Source organism: Streptomyces sp. NPDC111744 (assembly GCF_055634995.1).
On record NZ_JBVKCG010000010.1, the window covers coordinates 217,997 to 235,176 of the forward strand.

At 70.7% G+C, this 17,180-nt stretch carries 16 protein-coding genes and 1 pseudogene; 11 read left to right on the forward strand and 6 right to left on the reverse strand.

From position 1 onward, the window contains the following. Window positions 1–55: 55 nt before the first annotated feature. Complete coding sequence (locus ACZ7OO_RS23585) at window positions 56–1,696, forward strand: ABC-F family ATP-binding cassette domain-containing protein (protein ID WP_471507286.1); 1,641 nt, start codon at window positions 56–58, stop codon at window positions 1,694–1,696. A 56-nt stretch (window positions 1,697–1,752) separates the two neighbouring features. Here the strand turns inward: ACZ7OO_RS23585 and ACZ7OO_RS23590 are convergent, their stop codons facing one another. Beyond that, window positions 1,753–2,238 carry a DUF4232 domain-containing protein gene (locus ACZ7OO_RS23590; protein ID WP_471507288.1) on the reverse strand — a complete coding sequence of 162 codons (486 nt, stop codon included), beginning with the start codon at window positions 2,236–2,238 and terminating at the stop codon, window positions 1,753–1,755. A gap of 13 nt (window positions 2,239–2,251) precedes the next feature. On the opposite strand from ACZ7OO_RS23590, the gene ACZ7OO_RS23595 reads away from it, so the two are divergent. Then, on the forward strand, window positions 2,252–2,374 hold the full coding sequence (locus tag ACZ7OO_RS23595; protein WP_471507290.1) for a hypothetical protein: 123 nt from the start codon (window positions 2,252–2,254) through the stop codon (window positions 2,372–2,374). 201 nt (window positions 2,375–2,575) lie between these two features. Here ACZ7OO_RS23595 and ACZ7OO_RS23600 read toward each other — a convergent pair whose 3' ends face one another. Further along, entirely contained in the window at window positions 2,576–4,984 is a 2,409-nt protein-coding gene (locus ACZ7OO_RS23600) for a Tex family protein (RefSeq protein WP_471507292.1), read from the reverse strand. 156 nt (window positions 4,985–5,140) lie between these two features. Further along, on the reverse strand, window positions 5,141–6,010 hold the full coding sequence (locus ACZ7OO_RS23605) for an SCO6745 family protein (protein ID WP_471507294.1): 870 nt from the start codon (window positions 6,008–6,010) through the stop codon (window positions 5,141–5,143). A 52-nt stretch (window positions 6,011–6,062) separates the two neighbouring features. Between ACZ7OO_RS23605 and ACZ7OO_RS23610 the strand changes: the two are divergent. Beyond that, a pseudogene (locus tag ACZ7OO_RS23610) lies at window positions 6,063–6,363 on the forward strand (DJ-1/PfpI family protein); the annotation flags it as partial. On the opposite strand, the gene ACZ7OO_RS23615 reads toward ACZ7OO_RS23610, so the two are convergent. After that, a complete protein-coding gene (locus ACZ7OO_RS23615; protein WP_471507296.1) occupies window positions 6,335–7,090 on the reverse strand; it encodes an enoyl-CoA hydratase/isomerase family protein in 756 nt (251 codons plus the stop codon). The pseudogene ACZ7OO_RS23610 and the gene ACZ7OO_RS23615 sit on opposite strands and share 29 nt — an antisense overlap. A 273-nt stretch (window positions 7,091–7,363) precedes the next feature. Here ACZ7OO_RS23615 and ACZ7OO_RS23620 point away from each other — a divergent pair, with 273 nt between their 5' ends. Beyond that, complete coding sequence (locus ACZ7OO_RS23620; protein WP_351743605.1) at window positions 7,364–7,858, forward strand: ATP-binding protein; 495 nt, start codon at window positions 7,364–7,366, stop codon at window positions 7,856–7,858. Between the two features lie 6 nt (window positions 7,859–7,864). Here ACZ7OO_RS23620 and idi read toward each other — a convergent pair whose 3' ends face one another. Together idi and ACZ7OO_RS23630 are read right to left on the reverse strand one after the other, a co-directional pair. Continuing rightward, complete coding sequence (gene idi, locus ACZ7OO_RS23625; RefSeq protein WP_471507298.1) at window positions 7,865–8,458, reverse strand: isopentenyl-diphosphate Delta-isomerase; 594 nt, start codon at window positions 8,456–8,458, stop codon at window positions 7,865–7,867. Between the two features lie 211 nt (window positions 8,459–8,669). Further along, entirely contained in the window at window positions 8,670–9,611 is a 942-nt protein-coding gene (locus ACZ7OO_RS23630; protein ID WP_471507300.1) for a cation diffusion facilitator family transporter, read from the reverse strand. A gap of 378 nt (window positions 9,612–9,989) precedes the next feature. Between ACZ7OO_RS23630 and ACZ7OO_RS23635 the strand changes: the two genes are divergently transcribed. The 7 genes from ACZ7OO_RS23635 (at window position 9,990) to ACZ7OO_RS23665 (ending at window position 17,051) form a co-directional block, all read left to right on the forward strand. Next, on the forward strand, window positions 9,990–11,762 hold the full coding sequence (locus ACZ7OO_RS23635; RefSeq protein WP_471507302.1) for a DUF5941 domain-containing protein: 1,773 nt from the start codon (window positions 9,990–9,992) through the stop codon (window positions 11,760–11,762). Continuing rightward, window positions 11,759–12,508: a phosphocholine cytidylyltransferase family protein gene (locus ACZ7OO_RS23640; RefSeq protein ID WP_471507304.1), complete on the forward strand. Its 750-nt coding sequence runs from the start codon at window positions 11,759–11,761 to the stop codon at window positions 12,506–12,508. Before ACZ7OO_RS23635 ends, ACZ7OO_RS23640 begins: the two co-directional genes overlap by 4 nt. Continuing rightward, window positions 12,496–13,557 carry an iron-containing alcohol dehydrogenase family protein gene (locus tag ACZ7OO_RS23645; RefSeq protein ID WP_471507306.1) on the forward strand — a complete coding sequence of 354 codons (1,062 nt, stop codon included), beginning with the start codon at window positions 12,496–12,498 and terminating at the stop codon, window positions 13,555–13,557. The genes ACZ7OO_RS23640 and ACZ7OO_RS23645 overlap by 13 nt, the downstream gene beginning before the upstream one ends. A gap of 13 nt (window positions 13,558–13,570) precedes the next feature. Next, on the forward strand, window positions 13,571–14,314 hold the full coding sequence (locus ACZ7OO_RS23650) for a CDP-alcohol phosphatidyltransferase family protein (RefSeq protein WP_352221104.1): 744 nt from the start codon (window positions 13,571–13,573) through the stop codon (window positions 14,312–14,314). After that, window positions 14,311–15,195 carry a glycosyltransferase family 2 protein gene (locus ACZ7OO_RS23655; RefSeq protein ID WP_471507308.1) on the forward strand — a complete coding sequence of 295 codons (885 nt, stop codon included), beginning with the start codon at window positions 14,311–14,313 and terminating at the stop codon, window positions 15,193–15,195. Before ACZ7OO_RS23650 ends, ACZ7OO_RS23655 begins: the two co-directional genes overlap by 4 nt. A gap of 139 nt (window positions 15,196–15,334) precedes the next feature. After that, complete coding sequence (locus ACZ7OO_RS23660) at window positions 15,335–16,264, forward strand: ABC transporter permease (protein ID WP_471507310.1); 930 nt, start codon at window positions 15,335–15,337, stop codon at window positions 16,262–16,264. After that, entirely contained in the window at window positions 16,257–17,051 is a 795-nt protein-coding gene (locus ACZ7OO_RS23665) for an ABC transporter ATP-binding protein (protein ID WP_471507312.1), read from the forward strand. The genes ACZ7OO_RS23660 and ACZ7OO_RS23665 overlap by 8 nt, the downstream gene beginning before the upstream one ends. Window positions 17,052–17,180 lie beyond the last annotated feature (129 nt).

Consider the following 17,180-nt stretch of genomic DNA (forward strand, 5'->3'; position numbering starts at 1 on the left):
GCGGAGAAGAGGGGGCTGAGGGTGTGCTTCCCGGCGCATTAGGATCGGCGTTCTGATGACTGCCACCCTCGTCGCCAAGAACCTCGCCGCCGGGCACGGCGACCGCTCGCTCTTCTCCGGGCTCGACCTCGTCGTCGCGCCCGGGGACGTGATCGGGCTGGTCGGTGCCAACGGCGCGGGCAAGTCCACCCTGCTCAGGCTGCTCGCCGGGCTCACCGCCCCCGAGCAGGGAGAGCTGCGGCTCTCCCCGCCGACCGCGGCCGTCGGCCATCTGCCCCAGGAGCCGGAGCGGCGGCCGGGCGAGACCGTGCGCGCGTTCCTCGCCCGCCGCACCGGCGTCGCCGAGGCACAGCGCGTGATGGACGAGGCCACCCAGGCCCTGGTGGACGAGACGCCAGGGGCCGACGACGCGTACGCCACCGCTCTGGAGCGCTGGCTCGGCCTCGGCGGCGCGGACCTGGAGGAGCGGGCCGAGGAGGTCGCCGACTCCCTGGGCCTCACCGTCGACCTCGACCAGCCCATGACCTCCCTCTCCGGCGGCCAGGCGGCCCGCGCGGGCCTCGCCTCCCTCCTCCTCTCCCGCTACGACGTCTTCCTGCTCGACGAGCCCACGAACGACCTGGACCTGGACGGTCTGGAACGGCTCGAACGCTTCGTGACCGGCCTGCGCGCCGGCACTGTCGTCGTCAGCCACGACCGGGAGTTCCTCACCCGCACGGTCACCAAGGTCCTCGAACTCGACCTCGCCCAGGGCCGGATCAACCTCTTCGGCGGCGGCTACGACGCCTACCTGGAGGAACGCGAGGTGGCCCGCCGGCACGCCCGCGACGACTACGAGGAGTACGCCGACAAGAGGACCGCCCTCCAGGACCGCGCGCAGATGCAGCGCTCCTGGATGGACAAGGGCGTCAAGAACGCCCGGCGCAAGGCGGCCAACGACAACGACAAGATCGGCCGCAAGTTCCGCAGCGAGGCCAGCGAGAAACAGGCGGCCAAGGCCCGCCAGACCCAGCGCATGATCGAACGCCTGGACGTCGTCGAGGAACCTCGCAAGGAGTGGGAACTGCGCATGGAGATCGCGGCGGCCCCGCGCTCCGGCGCCGTGGTGGCCACCCTGCGGGATGCGGAAGTACGACGAGGTGACTTCATCTTCGGGCCGGTGTCCCTGCAGATCGACTGGGCGGACCGGGTCGCGGTGACCGGCGCGAACGGGGCCGGCAAGTCGACGCTCCTCGCCGCCCTGCTGGGCCGGGTACCGCTGGACGCCGGGCACGCCGCGCTCGGCTCCGGCGTCGTCGTCGGTGAGGTCGACCAGGCGCGCAAGCTCTTCCACGGCACAGAGGCCCTGCTGGACGCCTTCTGCGCGGCCGTCCCGGACACCGAGCCGGTCGAAGTCCGCACTCTGCTCGCCAAGTTCGGCCTCAAGCAGGACCATGTCCTTCGCTCCGCGGCGACATTGTCACCCGGGGAACGGACACGTGCGGCGCTGGCGCTGCTCCAGGGCCGGGGCGTCAACCTCCTCGTCCTGGACGAGCCGACGAACCACCTCGACCTGCCCGCGATCGAACAGCTGGAGTCGGCCCTCGACACCTACGAGGGCACGCTTCTGCTGGTCACCCACGACCGCCGCATGCTGGACGCGGTCCACGTCACCCGCCGCCTGGAGGTAGCGGCAGGCAAGGTGACCGAACGCTGAGAGCCGCCTCTGGCTTCGTACAGCGGCGCGGACACCTGTGACGGGGACGCGGCGGGTCAGGTGGTGACCCCGAAGGGGGTGACATCCAGCTTCTCCTCGCACGGGATGACGTATTTCGTGGGCGCCACGGTCAGCGGCCGGGAATCGCCGGGCAGCCGTGTCTCGACCCCGTACGGGGCGTAGAGGTCGACGCCGCAGTACGGCCAGGACATCGTGAACGAGGTCGTGCGGCCCGGGCTGAGCAAGACGGCGGGCGGGGCCACCGCCCGGGACCGGGTGACCTTGAACGGGCGGGTGCCCGAGGTGCTCACCGGGCCGCTCTCACAGCCCGGCGGGTCGGCCGTCGTACAGACACGGATGGTGCCCTCACCGAAGAAGGTGAGACCGGGCCAGCCGCTCAGCCGGCACGTCGAGCCCGAGCGGCTGCCCAACACGATCTGCACGGCGTACCGCATCGACTGGCCGTGGTTGTAGGCCCGGCCCGTTCCCTCCGAAGCCGTCAGGTCACGCGAGGTGCAGTCGGGGGCGGCGGGCGGTTCCACTGCTCGGGACGGTGTGTCGGAGGGAACGGCCGCCGGGCTCGAAGCCGGTGCCTCGGGGGCGTCGGTCGCCGTGGCGGAGCGCCGGGCGGGGGAGGCCGACGGCGCGGCGGTGCTGGGCCGCGCCGTAGCCTCGTGACTCACCTGTGTGTCGGAGACGGAAACAGATACGACGATGAGCCGCGTCCCCGGGCGCCGCGGGAATTCGCAGTGCGAGATCACACCGGGCACGCCGAACAACCAAGGGGCGTGGGGCCGCATTCGATGTGCGGCCACCGCCGCGTGCTGCGCGACCAGCCACAACGGACCCGCAGCTCCCCACGCCCTCCGGAAGGTACGGTCAGCGCTTCCCCTTCTTGCCGCCGTCCAGCAACCCCGCCCGGCGCAGAGCATCGGCCATCGCACTGTTGGCCGGCGCCGGCGCCTGCCGCGCGCCACCGCCGGCGCCACCCTGGCCACCACGCCCGCCGCCCTGCTGCCGCTGCTGCGGCGGACGCCCACCGCGCTGACGTCGTTCGCCGCCCTCGCCCCCCTGTCGACCGCCGCCGCCCTGAGGTGCCGCCTCGTCGTCCAGCCGCAGCGTCAGCGAGATCCGCTTGCGCGGGATGTCCACGTCGAGGACCTTCACCTTGACGATGTCACCCGGCTTCACCACTTCGCGCGGGTCCTTGACGAAGGTCTTCGACAGGGCGGAGACATGCGCCAGACCGTCCTGGTGGACACCGACGTCGATGAACGCGCCGAACGCCGCGACGTTCGTGACGACCCCCTCCAGGACCATTCCGGACGACAGGTCTGAGATCTTCTCGACGCCCTCCTTGAACGTGGCCGTCTTGAAGGCCGGACGCGGGTCGCGCCCCGGCTTCTCCAGTTCCTTGAGGATGTCGGTGACGGTCGGCAGACCGAACGTCTCGTCCACGAAGTCGCCCGGCTTCAGCGAGCGCAGCACGCCCGTGTTGCCGATGAGCGCGGCCACCTCCTGGTGCGAGGCCTTCACCATGCGCCGTACGACGGGGTACGCCTCGGGGTGGACGCTCGACGCGTCCAGCGGGTCGTCGCCGCCGCGGATGCGGAGAAAGCCCGCGCACTGCTCGTACGCCTTGGGGCCGAGCCGTGCCACGTTCTTCAGCTGCCCGCGGGAGGTGAAGGGGCCGTTGGTGTCCCGGTGGGCCACGATGTTCTCGGCGAGCCCGGAGGTGATACCGGAGACCCGGGCGAGGAGCGGGGCGGAGGCCGTGTTCACGTCGACGCCCACGCCGTTCACACAGTCCTCCACCACCGCGTCCAGCGAGCGCGACAGCTTCACCTCGGACAGGTCGTGCTGGTACTGGCCGACGCCGATCGACTTCGGGTCGATCTTCACCAGCTCGGCGAGGGGGTCCTGGAGCCGGCGGGCGATGGAGACGGCGCCGCGCAGCGACACGTCCATGTCCGGCAGCTCCTGGGAGGCGAAGGCGGAAGCGGAGTACACGGACGCGCCCGCCTCGGACACCATCACCTTGGTGAGCTTCAACTCCGGGTGCTTGGTGATGAGTTCACCGGCGAGCTTGTCGGTCTCGCGGGACGCCGTGCCGTTGCCGATCGCGATCAGCTCGACGGTGTGCTCGTTGGCGAGACGCGCGAGCTTGGCGATCGCCTCGTCCCACTTGTTGGCGGGGACATGCGGGTAGATGACGTCGGTGGCGACCACCTTGCCGGTGGCGTCGACGACGGCGACCTTCACGCCGGTACGGAAACCGGGGTCCAGACCCAGCGTCGCGCGCGTGCCGGCCGGGGCGGCGAGCAGCAGGTCGCGCAGGTTCGCCGCGAAGACATTGACCGCCTCGTCCTCGGCGGCCGTACGCAGCCGCAGCCGCAGATCGATGCCGAGGTGGACGAGGAGGCGGGTGCGCCAGGCCCAGCGGACCGTGTCGGTCAGCCACTTGTCGGCGGGCCGCCCCCGGTCGGTGATCCCGAACTTGTGGGCGACGATGCCCTCGTACGACGACGGTCCTTCGGTCGGCTCCTCCGGCTCCAGGACGAGGTCGAGGACCTCCTCCTTCTCGCCGCGCAGCATCGCCAGGATGCGGTGCGAGGGCAGCTCGGTGAACGGCTCGGCGAAGTCGAAGTAGTCGGCGAACTTGGCGCCCGCCTCCTCCTTGCCCTCGCGCACCTTCGCGGCGAGCCGGCCGCGCACCCACATGCGCTCGCGCAGCTCACCGATGAGGTCGGCGTCCTCCGAGAACCGCTCGGTGAGGATCGCGCGGGCACCCTCCAGGGCGGCCTGCGGATCGGCCACGCCCTTGTCGGCGTCCACGAACGCGGCGGCCGCGGCCAGCGGTTCCACCGTCGGGTCGGCGAGCAGCCCCTCGGCCAGCGGCTCCAGGCCGGCCTCCCGCGCGATCTGCGCCTTGGTCCGCCGCTTCGGCTTGTACGGCAGGTAGATGTCCTCGAGCCGCGCCTTGGTCTCGGCGCTCCGGATCTGCGCCTCCAGCTCCTCGGTGAGCTTGCCCTGCTCGCGCACCGACTCCAGGATCGCCGTCCGACGCTCCTCCAGCTCCCGCAGGTAGCGCAGCCGCTCCTCGAGCGTGCGCAGCTGCGCGTCGTCGAGCATCTCGGTCGCTTCCTTGCGGTAGCGGGCGATGAAGGGCACCGTCGAACCGCCGTCGAGCAGCTCCACGGCAGCCTTGACCTGCCGCTCCCGTACGCCGAGTTCCTCGGCGATCCTGCCTTCGATGGACCCTGGAACCAGGGACCCGGGTGTCGTCACGATCCCGTACCGCCTTCTCACTGAGGTTGCGCGGCAATTGTGGCAGGTGACACCGACAACCGGGCCTCAGGGCGCCGTTCCGCGACACGAAGTCGTACTCCCGTCGCGCTCCCTGTGCCCCACGTGTCTCTTGAACCGGCCGTGAAGGCGCTCGGCTCACCCCTTGCCGACCAGGTCCGCCGGAAAGGCCCCCGCGGCGAGCGCCGCACCCGCGAACCCCTTCGCCAGCTCGGTCAGCCGGGTCACTCCGTCGGCCCCCAGATGCTCGTAGGGTGCCCGGTCCAGCCGGTCCGTCTCCGTCTCGATGTCCGCCCGCAGGGCCGTCCCCGCCTCGGTCAGCTCGCCCGCCGCGTCGAGCAGCCCGCGCTCCCGCAGCCGCTCCACCGCGGCGTCCCAGTCGTCCCTGCTCCAGCCGCGCGTGGCGAGCACCCACTTGGGTTTCATGCCCTTGCCGGTCGCGGTGTGGGTCACCACCGCCTCCAGTCCGTCGAGACCGGCCGAGATCAGCACCGCGAGGTGCCCGTCGCCACGGTGCTCGCGCAGCAGCGTGGCCGCGTACCAGTAGGCGAGGTGGGGTTCCTCGGGCACCGGCAGGTCGGCGTGCGCCGCGTACAGCGGGCGGCCGGAGCGGGAGCAGGCCTCGGTGGCGCGCAGCGCGAGCCGCGCGGCCTCGGCCATTCCGGCGGAGGCCACCGCGTCCGCGCCGAGCAGCCGCCGCATCGAGGCGTCGACGGCACGCGCGCGTGCGGCGAGGACATCGCCGGGTGACGCGGTCTCCCAGACGGCCGGGACATGCCGGGCCACCAGTTCGTACTTGTAGTTGTAGAACGTGGCCGTCACCGTGCCGGGCCCGACCGGCCCCAACGCGGCGGCCCGCACCGCGAAGTTGACGGCCCGCGGATGGGTGACCCCGAGCGCGGCGAGTTCCTCGGCCAGCTCGGGGCTGAAGAAGTGGGTCGCGTGCAGGGAGTTGAGCAGGGTGTGGCAGCGGCGGCCGGCGCGCGGCTCCAGGGCGGCAGTGGTCATGCGGGCACGTTACCGACTGGTCGGTACGGACTTCCAGTGCCGCGTCCGTACCAAACGGCACTGGCTGGCTCTCGACGAGCTGCGGAAGTTCGGCGCCGAGCCGACGGGGGAGCGGATCGTCACCGACGGCAAGTACGTCACCGCGGCCGGCGTCTCCTCCGGCATCGACGTGGGGTTCGCGCTGCTCGGCCGGATCGTTGGAGACACCGTCGCCCAGGCCGTGCAACTCGGCATCGAGTACGACCCGCGGCCGCCCCTGCGACGCGGGCTCCCCGCAGAAGGCGCCCGCCGAGGTCGTCGAGCTGCTGCGCTCGATGAGCCGGTTCATCCTCGGCCGGGAACAACCCACGTGAACCGCGGCTGACGGCGCTCCAGGAACGCGGCGACGCCCTCGGCGGTGTCGCCGCTGCCGTGAGCCTGCCGCGTCCAGTGGTCGTCGCGGTCGGTACGGCCGTTCGCGAACTCCTTCGCCGCCGCCAGCGTCAGCTGTGAGCGCGCGACCAGGATCCGGGTGAACTCGGCCACCCGCTTGGCCAGCTCGCCGTCCGGCAGTACCTCGTCGACCAGTCCGGTGCGCAACGCCCGCTCCGTGTCGATCAACTCACCGGAGTACAGCAGGTACTTGGTGGTGGCGGGGCCGACCAGGGACACCAGACGGCGGGTGGAGGAGGCCGGGTAGACGATCCCGAGCTTGGCCGGGGTCACCCCGAAGAGCGCGCCCTCCTCGGCGAACCGCAGATCGCAGGCCGCCGCGAGCTGCGAGCCGCCGCCGACACAGTGGCCGCGGACCGCGGCGAGCGTCGGCTTGGGGAACGCGGCGAGAGCCTCCTCGGCGGCGCGGGCGAGGGACTGTGCCTCGGCGGCGGAGCCCTGGAGGGTGGAGATGTCGGCACCGGCGCAGAAGGTTCCGCCCTCGCCGGCCAGCACGAGAGCCCGGACGGCGGGGTCGGCCGACAGTTCGCCCAGGAGTGGTGGCAGGGCTCGCCACATCGCGGCGGTCATCGCGTTGCGTTTGGCGGGGTTGTGGATGACGACCGTGACCACGGCGTCGGTGACCTGGTGGGAGAGGTGGGGCTCCATAGTGCCGGATGCTATCGGCGTGGCGTTGCGCGCCCAGACGGCGGAGCCGCGGATCGACGCACCCCGCGTCCCCCAGTGGTTGCAGTACAACCCTAATAGTGCGCGAAGGCGGCTTTCGTAGGACAGGAGCAGTCCTTCAATTGACGTTGTCATACGCCAGCGGTCAGAAGCGTTCGATAGTTGCTGACTTGCGTTCAGGCATCCGGAGCGGAGGGGGTCGTTACCAACACTCGTCGTGTGGTGACAATCGAGCGCGAGGGTGGCGACCGGACGATGGAGAACCACGGGCGTGGGCACGATCCGCGTCCAGAGGGAGGCGGTGCTCCGCCGCCGGATCCGCTGCCGTACGAAGGAGTCTGGCGGTTCACCGCCGCCGCCGTGGACGCCTCGGTCCCGCAGGCGCGGCGCGCCGTACGGGACCTGCTCCAGCGCCAGGGCGTCCCGGTCTCGGAGGACCTGGTGTACGGGCTGTTGCTGATCGTCTCCGAACTGGTCACCAACGCGGTCAAGCACGCGGCGCTGTTGTCGCCGGTGCTCGCCGTCGAGGTCGCCGTCGGCGCCGAGTGGGTGCGGGTGTCGGTGGAGGACAACCACCCCTACCGCCCGACCGCACTGGAGGCCGACCACGGCCAGACCGGCGGCCGGGGGCTGCTGCTGGTGCGGGAGGTGGCCCGGGAGGCGGGCGGAGTCGTGGACGTGGAGCACACGTCGAGCGGCGGCAAGGTGATCTGGGCCGCCCTGCCGCTCAAACCCGCGTCGCTGCCGTGAGACCGTTCACCAGCCCGCGGACGGGCCGGTCAGCTCCCTGATCGCCGGGCGGGCCGCGTCCAGCACGGTCATGAACCACGACGAGAAGGTGTCCCGGGCGTGCCGCTCGGTCAGCTCGGTGGCCGTCACGAAGGCGGTCTCACCGACCTCCTCCGGGTCCGGCGCCAGGGGTGCCTGCACCATGCCGACGAACAGGTGGTTGAACTCCTGCTCGACCAGGCCGGAGGCCGGGTCCGGGTGGTTGTAGCGGACCGTGCCCGCCTCGCCGAGCAGGGACGGGGAGACGCCCAGTTCCTCGAAGGTGCGGCGGGCCGCCGCCGCGAAGGGGGCCTCACCGGGGTAGGGATGGCCGCAGCAGGTGTTCGACCACACACCGGGGGAGTGGTACTTGCCCAGCGCCCGCCGTTGGAGCAGGAGTCTGCCGTGTTCGTCGAAGAGGAAGACGGAGAACGCCCGGTGCAAGTGCCCGGGTGGCTGATGCGCGGCCAACTTCTCCGCGGTCCCGATGGTCACACCCTTCTCGTCGACGAGTTCAAGCAAGATCGCGTCCGTTGTGCCCTTCGACGTGCTCTGCGTCGCGGTGGCAGGTGTGATCGGCATACCCATCCTTCGCCTCGGTCTTCGCACCAAGTCTGCCGTACGAATCCGACACTCCCGGCACTTCCCGGCACGGGCACGCCGGAAGAGGGACCCGGTAGTTGATCGTGCCCTACCGGTGCGAACGGGAACCGTCCGGGGGTGTCGAACACAAGGACGCCGGGGGAGCCCGGGCCGCTGCGTTCCGCCCGGCCGGCCGGGCGGAACGCAGCGATCAGTGGCAGAGCCGGGCCTCGTGCTCCGCGTGCCCGCCAGGCTCCAGCTGGAAGGTGCAGTGCTCCACGTCGAAGTGATGGCCGAGGCAGCCCTGCAGCTCATGCAGCATCTTCTCGTGGCCGATGGCGTTCAGCACGTCCGAGCGGACCACCACGTGCGCCGACAGCACCGGCAGCCCCGAGGTGATCGTCCAGGCGTGCAGATCATGGACGTCCTGTACGCCGTCCAGCGCCAGGATGTGCGACCGCACCTCCGCCATGTCCACGTCCTTGGGGGCCGCCTCCAGCAGGACCTCCAGGGTCTCGCGCAGCAGCTTCACCGTCCTCGGCACGATCATCAGGCCGATGACCAGCGAGGCGATCGGGTCGGCCGCCTGCCATCCGGTGGTCAGGATCACCGCGGCCGAGATCAGCACCGCCAGCGAGCCCAGCGCGTCGGCCGCCACCTCCAGGAAGGCACCGCGCACGTTCAGGCTCTCGTGCCGGCCGCGCACCAGCAGCGTGAGCGAGATCATGTTGGCGACCAGGCCGATCAGACCGAACACGATCATCAGGTCGCCCTCGGTGCCTGCGGGCGTGAGGAACCGCTGGATCGCCTCGTACAGCACATAGCCGCCGACCACGAGCAGCAGCAGACAGTTGGCCAGGGCGGCCAGGATCTCGGCACGGGCGTAGCCGAAGGTGCGGTTGGTGCTCGCCGGGCGGCTCGCGAAGTGGATCGCCAGCAGCGCCATGCCCAGGCCCAGCGCGTCGGTCGCCATGTGGGCCGCGTCCGCGATCAGCGCCAGCGAGTCGGCGAGCAGACCGCCGGCGATCTCGACCACCATCACCCCGAGGGTGATGGCGAGCGCCACCCGCAGCCGTCCGCGATAGGCCGCCGCGGCGGTGCCGGTGGCCGGCGCGTGGGTGTGCGCGTGGCCGTGGTCGTGCCCTGCCCCCATGAGATACGCCTCCTGTGCTCCGCCCGGGATCACAGTGAACTACGGGTGGGGGGTATCCGGCAACGCGGCAGTGAACACCGTTGTCATCTGCCCTGACCTGCGGAAACCAATCCCAGCTCAGGGCACCCTCGGTTACTCCCCATGTCCTCAATGCCCGTTCCGTGAGCGCGGTTTGTGGGTCGGGGGCCGGATCACGGATGATGATCTCGGCAAAGGCCGGGGCAGAGTAGGTGGTCCGTGCCGTGAACGCCCGGTGAACAAGAAGTCCTCACCATCCGCTAACCTCTGCCGAATGCCATCCGGGGGCCACCAGGCACACCCCGCCCGACCATGCAGTAGACCGGCGCCCGTGCGCCGGCACCCAGGGAGTGAGTTCGGTTGTCGACCGCCATCGTCACCGGCCAGCCGGTCCCCGGATCGTCGTTGGAGAGCGATCTGCGGGCGCTCGGCTTCGAGGTGTCCGTGGCCTCGGACAGCGCCGACACCGCGACCCTCCTCGCGGCCGTGCCCGCCGACCGTCGGGTCGCCGTCGTCGACGCCCGCTTCGTCGGCCATGTGCACGCCCTGCGCCTCGGCCTCACCGACCCGCGCTTCCCGCTCGCCGCGATCCCGGGCGCCGTCACCGCCCAGCCGGCCGGCCGTCAGGCCCTGAGCCGGGCGCTGGCCCGGGAGGCCGCCGCCGGCGGCGGCACCGCCCTCGCCGTCGACGGCCTGGTCACCGCCCTGGACACCGACGTGCACCGCCCCGAGCTGGGCAGTCTGGTCGCCGCCGTCCCCGCCGACCCACAGGCCCGCAACGAGGCACGGCAGGCCGTCGCCGCCGTCGACGACGAGGCCGTACGCCTGAAGTCGGCCGTGAAGTCCCGCGACGGCTTCTTCACCACCTTCTTCATCAGCCCGTACTCCCGCTACCTCGCCCGCTGGTGCGCCCAGCGCGGACTGACTCCCAACCAGGTCACCACCGCCTCCCTGCTCACCGCCCTCGTCGCGGCGGGCTGCGCGGCCACCGGCACCCGTGCCGGGTTCGTCGCGGCGGGCGTCCTGCTCATCGCGTCCTTCGTCCTGGACTGCACGGACGGCCAGCTCGCCCGCTACTCCCTGCAGTACTCCACGCTCGGCGCCTGGCTGGACGCCACCTTCGACCGGGCCAAGGAGTACGCCTACTACGCGGGCCTAGCCCTCGGCGCGGCCCGGGGCGGCGGCCATGACGATGTATGGGCCCTCGCCCTCGGCGCGATGATCCTGCAGACCTGCCGGCACGTGGTGGACTTCTCCTTCAACGAGGCCAACCACGACGCCACGGCCAACACCAGCCCCACCGCGGCCCTCTCCGACAAGCTCGACGGCGTCGGCTGGACGGTCTGGGTGCGCCGGATGATAGTCCTGCCCATCGGCGAACGATGGGCACTGATAGCCGTCCTGACCGCGGTGACGACCCCGCGGATCACCTTCTGTGTGCTGCTGGTCGGCTGCGCCTTCGCGGCGACCTACACCACGGCCGGGCGGGTGCTGCGCTCGCTGACCCGGAGGGCGAGGCGTACCGACCGGGCGGCGGAGGCGCTGGCCGACCTGGCCGACAACGGCCCGCTCGCCGGATTCGTGTCCCGCGCGATGCCCGCCCCGCTCGGCTCCCCGCTCCTGGTGACGCTCGCCGGAGTGGCGGTTCTCGCCGTGTCCCTTTTCTCAGGTGTGACCTGGGCACCGGTCGCGGGCGCCGTCGTCTATGCCCTGGCCTCCGGTCAGGCCATCGGCCGCCCGCTCAAGGGCGCTCTCGACTGGCTGGTCCCGCCCCTCTTCCGGGCCGCCGAATACGGCACCGTCCTCGTCCTCGCAAGCAAATCCGGGGTGAACGGAACCCTTCCTGCGGCTTTCGGCCTGGTGGCCGCCGTCGCCTACCATCACTACGACACGGTGTACCGCATCCGCGGCAACGCCGGGGCGCCGCCGGCCTGGCTGGTACGCGCCATCGGGGGGCAGGAGGGGCGAACGCTGCTGGTCACGGTGGTGGCCGCGGTGCTCACCGTCACGCAGTTCAAGGTCGCGCTCACGGTCCTGGCCGTGGCCGTGGCCGGGCTGGTGCTCGTCGAGAGCATCCGCTTCTGGGTGTCCGCAGGGGCGCCCGCCGTACACGATGAAGGAGAACCCGCATGATCGGCCTCGTGCTGGCGGCCGGCGCCGGACGGCGTCTGCGCCCCTACACCGACAGCCTGCCCAAGGCGCTGGTGCCGGTGGGGCCTGCCGGGATAGAGGACTCGATCACGGTGCTCGACCTGACCCTCGGCAACTTCGCCGAGATCGGCCTGACCGAGGTCGCGATCATCGTTGGCTACCGCAAGGAGGCCGTGTACGAGCGCAAGGCGGCCCTGGAGGCGAAGTACGGCCTCAAGCTCACCCTCATCGACAACGACAAGGCCGAGGAGTGGAACAACGCCTACTCCCTGTGGTGCGGCCGTGACGCCCTCAAGGACGGGGTGATCCTCGCCAACGGCGACACCGTGCACCCGGTGTCCGTCGAGAAGACGCTGCTCGCCGCCCGCGGCGACGGCAAGCGGATCATCCTCGCCCTGGACACCGTGAAGTCCCTCGCGGACGAGGAGATGAAGGTCGTCGTCGACGGCCGCGGCATGACGAAGATCACCAAGCTGATGGACCCCGCCGAGGCCACCGGCGAGTACATCGGCGTCACCCTCATCGAGGGCGACGCGGCTCCCGAGCTCGCCGACGCGCTGAAGACGGTCTGGGAGAGCGACCCGCAGCAGTTCTACGAGCACGGCTACCAGGAGCTGGTCAACCGCGGCTTCCGCATCGACGTGGCGCCGATCGGCGACGTCCGGTGGGTCGAGATCGACAACCACGACGATCTCGCCCGGGGACGGGAGATCGCGTGCCAGTACTGACCAGGCTGATCCCCTCGCCGGTCGTCGTCGACATCCGCCCGGGTGCCCTCGACGACCTCGCGAGCGTGCTCGCCGACCAACGTATCTCACACTCCGGCCGGCTCGCCGTCGCCGTCAGCGGCGGCTCCGGCAGCAGGTTGCGCGAGCGCATCGCGCCGAGCCTGCCCGGCGCCACCTGGTACGAGGTCGGCGGCGGCACCCTCGACGACGCGATCCGGCTGGCCGGCGAGATCAAGGCCGGCCACTACGACGCGGTCGTCGGCCTCGGTGGCGGCAAGATCATCGACTGTGCCAAGTTCGCGGCCGCGCGCGTGGGCCTGCCCCTGGTCGCCGTCCCGACGAACCTTGCGCACGACGGTCTGTGCTCGCCGGTCGCGACCCTGGACAACGACGCGGGCCGCGGCTCCTACGGTGTGCCGAACCCGATCGCGGTCGTCATCGACCTCGACGTCATCCGCGAGGCCCCGGCACGCTTCGTGCGCTCGGGCATCGGGGACGCCGTCTCCAATATCTCGGCGATCGCGGACTGGGAGCTGTCCCACCGCGTCAACGGCGAGAAGATCGACGGACTGGCGGCCGCCATGGCCCGGCAGGCCGGCGAGGCGGTGCTGCGCCACCCCGGCGGCATTGGGGAGAACGACTTCCTCCAGGTGCTCGCCGAGGCTCTGGTGCTCAGCGGTATCGCCATGTCGGTGTCGGGCGACTCCCGCCCGTCCTCCGGCGCCTGCCACGAGATCAACCACGCCTTCGACCTGCTCCACCCGAGGCGTGCCGCCAGCCATGGCGAGCAGTGCGGGCTCGGCGCGGCCTTCGCGATGTATCTGCGCGGATCCCACGAGGAGTCCGCGTTCATGGCCGATGTGCTGCGCCGGCACGGACTGCCGGTGCTGCCGGAGGAGATCGGCTTCACCGTGGACGAGTTCGTCCGGGTCGTCGAGTTCGCCCCGGAGACCCGCCCCGGCCGCTACACCATTCTCGAACACCTCGACCTCAAGACCGATCAGATCAAGGACTTCTACACCGACTATGTCAAGGCCATCGGTAGCTGAACTACGTCCGGTCGTGCACCCCGTCGGGGTCAAGGACCGGCGCAGCGGTGAGCACTGGATGGGGCGCCTCTATATGCGCGAGGTGTCCCTGCGGGTCGACCGCTACCTGGTGAACACCAGGGTCACGCCCAACCAGCTCACTTACCTGATGACCGTCTTCGGTGTGCTCGCTGCCCCGGCCCTGCTGGTGCCGGGGATCACGGGCGCCGTGCTCGGTGTGGTCTGCGTCCAGCTGTACCTGCTGCTGGACTGCGTCGACGGCGAGGTCGCGCGCTGGAAGCAGCAGTACTCGCTGGGCGGTGTCTACCTCGACCGGGTGGGGGCATACCTGACCGACGCGGCCGTGCTTGTCGGGCTCGGGCTGCGCGCCGCCGACCTGTTCGGCAGCGGCCGGATCGACTGGCTGTGGGCCTTCCTGGGCACCCTGGGCGCGCTCGGCGCGATCCTGATCAAGGCCGAGACCGACCTCGTCGGGGTCGCCCGGCACCAGGCCGGGCTGCCCGTGGTCAAGGAGACCGCCGCCGAGATGCGCTCCTCCGGGATGGCGCTGGCCCGCCGGGCCGCCGCCGCGTTCAAGTTCCACCGGCTGATCCTCGGTATCGAGGCATCCCTGCTGATCCTGGCCCTCGCGATCGTCGACCAGGTCCGCGGCGACCTCTTCTACACCCGGCTCGGCACCGCCGTACTCGCCGGGATCGCGCTGCTGCAGACCCTCCTGCACCTGGTCTCCGTCCTCGCGTCGAGCAGGCTGCGGTGAGCGCCGGGCTGAAGGTCGGTGCGGTCGTCATCACCATGGGCAACCGCCCCGACGAACTGCGGGCCCTCCTCAACTCGGTCGCCAAGCAGGCCGGCGACCCGGTCGAGGTGGTCGTCGTCGGCAACGGCTCGCCCGTCCCGGAGGTCCCGGACGGCGTCCGCACCCTGGAGCTGCCCGAGAACCTCGGGATCCCCGGCGGCCGCAACGTCGGCATAGAGGCCTTCGGCCCCAGCGGCCGCGATGTCGACATACTGCTCTTTCTCGACGACGACGGACTGCTCCCCGGGCACGACACCGCCGAGCTGTGCCGGCAGGCCTTCGCCGCCGACCCGAGGCTCGGCATCGTCAGCTTCCGCATCGCCGACCCGGACACCGGCCGGACCCAGCGCCGGCACGTGCCGAGGCTTCGGGCCTCCGACCCGATGCGCTCCTCCCGGGTCACCACCTTCCTCGGCGGCGCCAACGCCGTCCGTACCCAGGTCCTCGCCGAGGTCGGCGGACTGCCGGACGAGTTCTTCTACGCCCATGAGGAGACCGACCTGGCCTGGCGGGCCCTGGACGCCGGCTGGATGATCGACTACCGCTCCGACATGGTGCTGTACCACCCCACGACCGCCCCCTCCCGGCACGCGGTCTACCACCGGATGGTCGCCCGCAACCGGGTGTGGCTGGCTCGCCGCAACCTGCCCGCCCCCCTGGTCCCCGTCTACCTCGGGGTGTGGCTGTTGCTGACCCTGGTGCGCCGCCCCTCGCGCCCGGCCCTGCACGCCTGGTTCGCCGGCTTCCGCGAGGGCTGGACCACCCCGTGCGGACCCCGCCGGCCCATGCGCTGGCGGACCGTGTGGAAGCTCACGCGACTGGGTCGGCCCCCGGTGATCTGAGAAGCTCCAAGGTGCGTGTCCGCGTGCCTGGCGCGCGGACGCCCCCGGGAACGTGTCCCATGGCGGGTACGTGTCACCTCCGATAGCACAATTCCGTAAGACGAACGTAAGACGAATCCGAGGACGAAGGCTTCCATCCTTGAGTGAGACAACCCATGACGCCGGGATCGCGGTGAACGCGGTGCCGTCGCCCGACGAGGGCCTGACGGCGGCGCAGTTGGCCGCCAAGTACGGGCTCACGGTGAGCGGCGCCCGTCCCTCGCTCGTCGAGTACGTACGTCAGCTCTGGGGACGCCGGCACTTCGTCTTCGCCTTCTCGCAGGCGAAGCTCACCTCCCAGTACAGCCAGGCCAAACTCGGCCAGCTCTGGCAGGTGGCCACGCCCCTGCTGAACGCGGCTGTGTACTACTTCATCTTCGGTGTCGTCCTGCACGCCAGCCGCGGTATGTCCCAGGACATGTACATCCCGTTCCTGGTCACGGGCGTCTTCACGTTCACCTTCACGCAGAGCTCGATCATGACGGGTGTCCGCGCGATCTCCGGGAACCTCGGCCTGGTGCGCGCGCTGCACTTCCCGCGCGCCGCGCTGCCCGTCTCCTTCGCGCTCCAGCAGCTCCAGCAGCTGCTGTTCTCGATGATCGTCATGGTCGCCGTGGTGATCGGCTTCGGCACCACCCCGGGCCTGTCCTGGGTGCTGGTCCTGCCGGTCCTGGCCCTGCTCTTCCTCTTCAACACCGGCCTGGCGCTGATCGTGGCCCGCCTGGGCGCCAAGACGCCGGACCTGGCCCAGCTGATGCCGTTCGTGCTGCGCACCTGGATGTACATGTCCGGTGTCATGTTCTCCATCAGCAAGATGATGGAGCACCGCCCGGAGTGGGCGCGGCTCCTGCTCCAGGTGAACCCCGCGGCCGTCTTCATGGACCTGATGCGCTTCGCGCTCATCGACGGCTACGGTTCGGAGAACCTCCCGCCGCATGTCTGGGCCGTCGCGCTGGCCTGGGCCCTGGTCGTCTTCAGCGGCGGTTTCATGTACTTCTGGAAGGCGGAGGAGCGGTACGGCCGTGGCTGAGCTGAACGACGCGGAGTGGAACCAGGGGGATCGGATCCCCACCGTCATCGCGGAGGACGTGCACATCGTCTACCGCGTCAACGGCGCCAAGAGCGGCAAGGGCAGCGCGACGGCCGCCCTCAGCCGCATCTTCAGGCGCGGCGAGGAGCGGGGTGTCCGCAAGGTGCACGCCGTCCGCGGTGTCTCCTTCGTCGCCTACCGTGGCGAGGCCATCGGCCTGATCGGCTCCAACGGCTCCGGCAAGTCCACCCTGCTGCGCGCCATCGCCGGCCTGCTGCCCGCCGAGAAGGGCAGGGTCTACACCAACGGGCAGCCCTCGCTGCTCGGCGTCAACGCGGCCCTGATGAACGACCTCACCGGCGAGCGGAACGTCATCCTCGGCGGGCTCGCGATGGGCCTGTCCCGCGAGGAGGTGAGGGACCGCTACCAGGAGATCGTCGATTTCTCCGGTATCAACGACAAGGGCGACTTCATCAGCCTTCCCATGCGCACCTATTCCTCCGGTATGGCGGCGCGGCTGCGTTTCTCCATCGCGGCCGCCAAGGACCACGACGTCCTCATGATCGACGAGGCGCTGGCCACCGGTGACGCGGCTTTCCGCAAGAGGTCCGAGGACCGGATTCGCGAACTGCGCGAGCACGCGGGCACCGTGTTCCTGGTCAGCCACAACAACAAGTCGATCCGCGACACCTGCGACCGGGTCCTGTGGCTGGAGCGCGGTGAGCTGCGTATGGACGGCCCGACCGAAGAGGTGCTCAAGGAGTACGAGAAGTTCACGGGCAAGTAGCCCAGTGGACGCCGGGCCCCGTCGGAACCTTTCCGGCGGGGCCCGGCGTCTGCAAAGGAAACGTCAACTCCGGCCCGCCTTAGGAATCTTGGAGCCAATCGGTGTGTTGTTGTGATCTGCGGGACACCC

What these genes read in the sequence shown, in the direction of transcription:
- ACZ7OO_RS23585 (WP_471507286.1), top strand. Translation starts at nt 56, where the DNA reads ATGACTGCCACCCTCGTCGCCAAGAACCTCGCCGCCGGGCACGGCGAC.
- ACZ7OO_RS23605 (WP_471507294.1), bottom strand. Translation starts at nt 6,010, where the DNA reads ATGACCACTGCCGCCCTGGAGCCGCGCGCCGGCCGCCGCTGCCACACC.
- ACZ7OO_RS23615 (WP_471507296.1), bottom strand. Translation starts at nt 7,090, where the DNA reads ATGGAGCCCCACCTCTCCCACCAGGTCACCGACGCCGTGGTCACGGTC.
- ACZ7OO_RS23620 (WP_351743605.1), top strand. Translation starts at nt 7,364, where the DNA reads ATGGAGAACCACGGGCGTGGGCACGATCCGCGTCCAGAGGGAGGCGGT.
- idi (WP_471507298.1), bottom strand. Translation starts at nt 8,458, where the DNA reads ATGCCGATCACACCTGCCACCGCGACGCAGAGCACGTCGAAGGGCACA.
- ACZ7OO_RS23630 (WP_471507300.1), bottom strand. Translation starts at nt 9,611, where the DNA reads ATGGGGGCAGGGCACGACCACGGCCACGCGCACACCCACGCGCCGGCC.
- ACZ7OO_RS23640 (WP_471507304.1), top strand. Translation starts at nt 11,759, where the DNA reads ATGATCGGCCTCGTGCTGGCGGCCGGCGCCGGACGGCGTCTGCGCCCC.